The sequence below is a fragment of the Bacillus zhangzhouensis genome (assembly GCF_000715205.1).
In the GTDB taxonomy this organism is placed as follows: Bacteria; Bacillota; Bacilli; order Bacillales; family Bacillaceae; genus Bacillus; species Bacillus zhangzhouensis.
On sequence record NZ_JOTP01000054.1, the window covers coordinates 1 to 1,999 of the forward strand.

Consider the following 1,999-nt stretch of genomic DNA (forward strand, 5'->3'; position numbering starts at 1 on the left):
CGGCATCTCCAGTAACACCAGTTGCGCCAGTAGCACCGGTATCTCCAGTAGATCCTGGTGCTGCTAATATGGTATAGTCTGGTGACGTATCTGGCGTACCCGAAGGTGGTGCAGTGTTCACAATATAAGTACCACCTTCAAACGTTACGACTTGACCTACTGGATATGTTGGCGCTATCGCTGGGTCAAAAGCGACAATTCCACTTAATCCTATTCCAGTTGCACCAGTAGGACCGGTTATACCATTGCTACCAGTGGCACCAGTAGGTCCAGGTGGACCTGCTGGACCTCTTCTGACAATGGTTTGGTTTGGCTTTGATTTGTTTTGTCCTTTTGCATTGTGGCAAGGGTGATTTGCTTGAGGTTGTTTTGGAAGTTTATGTTTTAATAATGGGCAGTCGATGTTTTGTACACGTTCATGACGTGATCTTTTATAATGGGGCTGCCCATGATTTTTGCCACAAAAGGGACATTTGTGATCGAATTGATTGTACAAATTGCCCATCTCCTCTAATTGATAATTCATTCTATGTGCAAATGTTCAAACTGGAAGTAAAACATAGAAATTTAACATTTCGAAAATCATCGAATCAAATGATTTAAAAGTTAAATGATTTTATGTTATGGTGTTGAAAGAATGAAACTAATATGATTTTTGACAGAAATGGGGACATCATTTATGAGTCAATCAGTTTTGAAGCACACAGCTTATTCCGTTTTAAATTTATCCTCTGTGACAGAAGGCGGCACAATTAAAGAGTCCTTTGAGCATAGTATGGATTTAGCAAAAAAGACGGAGAAGTGGGGGTATCATAGATACTGGCTTGCAGAACACCACAATATGGAAGGTGTTGCGAGCTCCGCAACGTCTGTATTAATAGGATATATTGCAGGGGGAACCGAAAAAATCCGGGTTGGATCTGGGGGGATTATGCTTCCAAACCACTCTTCGCTTGTCATTGCAGAACATTTTGGGACACTTGAGACTTTGTATCCGGGGAGAATTGATTTAGGCCTTGGCAGAGCACCAGGAACGGATCAGTTAACGGCAAGAGCTCTCAGACGAAACCTTCATAACGGAGAAGATTTCCCTGAGCAGCTTGAAGAACTTCGGCAATATTTCAAACCAACAGGTCAGGTCAAAAAACATGTCAGAGCCGTTCCGGGAGAAGGATTGGATATTCCGATTTGGCTTCTTGGTTCAAGTGGTTTTAGCGCAAGGCTTGCAGGAGAACTTGGATTGCCATTTGCCTTTGCTGCTCATTTCTCGCCTAAAAATACAATACCTGCTTTAGAATTGTACAGACAGTCATTTAAACCTTCTGATGTGTTAAAAGAGCCTTATGCGATGGTGGGTGTGACGGTTTTTGCTGCAGATCAAACAGAGCGAGCTGAATATTTGGCGACCTCGCATTATCAGCGCTTTTTGAGTCTCATTCGCAATACACCAGGAAAACTCAAGGCCCCTGTTGACAGTATGGATGGACTGTGGAGTCCATATGAAAAGGCGATGGTTGATGAACAATTAAGTTCTACCATGATTGGGAATAAGCAAAAGGTGAAAAAAGAATTGGAAGCCTTTATTGAAGCCACTCAAGCAGATGAAGTGATGATTAATTCTGATATGTTTGATCATCAAGAAAGAATGCGCTCTTATGAACTCATTGCAGACATCTTTCAAGAGGAACAAGAAAAATAAGTATAAAAAAAGAACTGCACAGAGCAGTTCTCAGATTGTAGAGAAACTCATGTTTTTCTACAATCTTTTTTGTTTTCATCGTAATGATGATGGATCGGTAGCTCCAGTGACACCTGTCGCACCAGTAGAACCAGTATCTCCAGTTGCACCAGTCGCACCAGTAGGACCGGTAGCTCCAGTTACACCAGTGGCTCCAGTATCTCCGGTAACACCTGTAGCGCCAGTAGGTCCGGTATCTCCGGTAACACCTGTAGCGCCAGTAGACCCGGTATCTCCGGTAACACCTGTTGGTCCAGTAGG

2 protein-coding genes and 1 pseudogene are annotated in these 1,999 nt (G+C 43.0%); 1 reads left to right on the forward strand and 2 read right to left on the reverse strand.

Annotated features, from left to right (window positions below; genetic code table 11):
• Nucleotides 1–505, reverse strand: a pseudogene (locus tag BA70_RS18600) (BclA C-terminal domain-containing protein); the annotation flags it as partial.
• Between the two features lie 174 nt (nt 506–679).
• Between BA70_RS18600 and BA70_RS18605 the strand changes: the two are divergent.
• The gene (locus tag BA70_RS18605) at nt 680–1,699 is read left to right on the forward strand and encodes an LLM class flavin-dependent oxidoreductase (RefSeq protein WP_034325223.1); all 1,020 of its coding nucleotides are present in this window, start codon (nt 680–682) and stop codon (nt 1,697–1,699) included.
• Nucleotides 1,700–1,774: 75 nt separating this feature from the next.
• On the opposite strand, the gene BA70_RS18610 is transcribed toward BA70_RS18605, so the two are convergent.
• A partial coding sequence (locus BA70_RS18610; RefSeq protein ID WP_034325225.1) for a collagen-like protein occupies nt 1,775–1,999 on the reverse strand: 225 nt, incomplete at its 5' end.

Excerpts from the sequence above, each read along its gene's own strand:
- BA70_RS18605 (WP_034325223.1), top strand. The coding sequence starts at position 680 with ATGAGTCAATCAGTTTTGAAGCACACAGCTTATTCCGTTTTAAATTTA.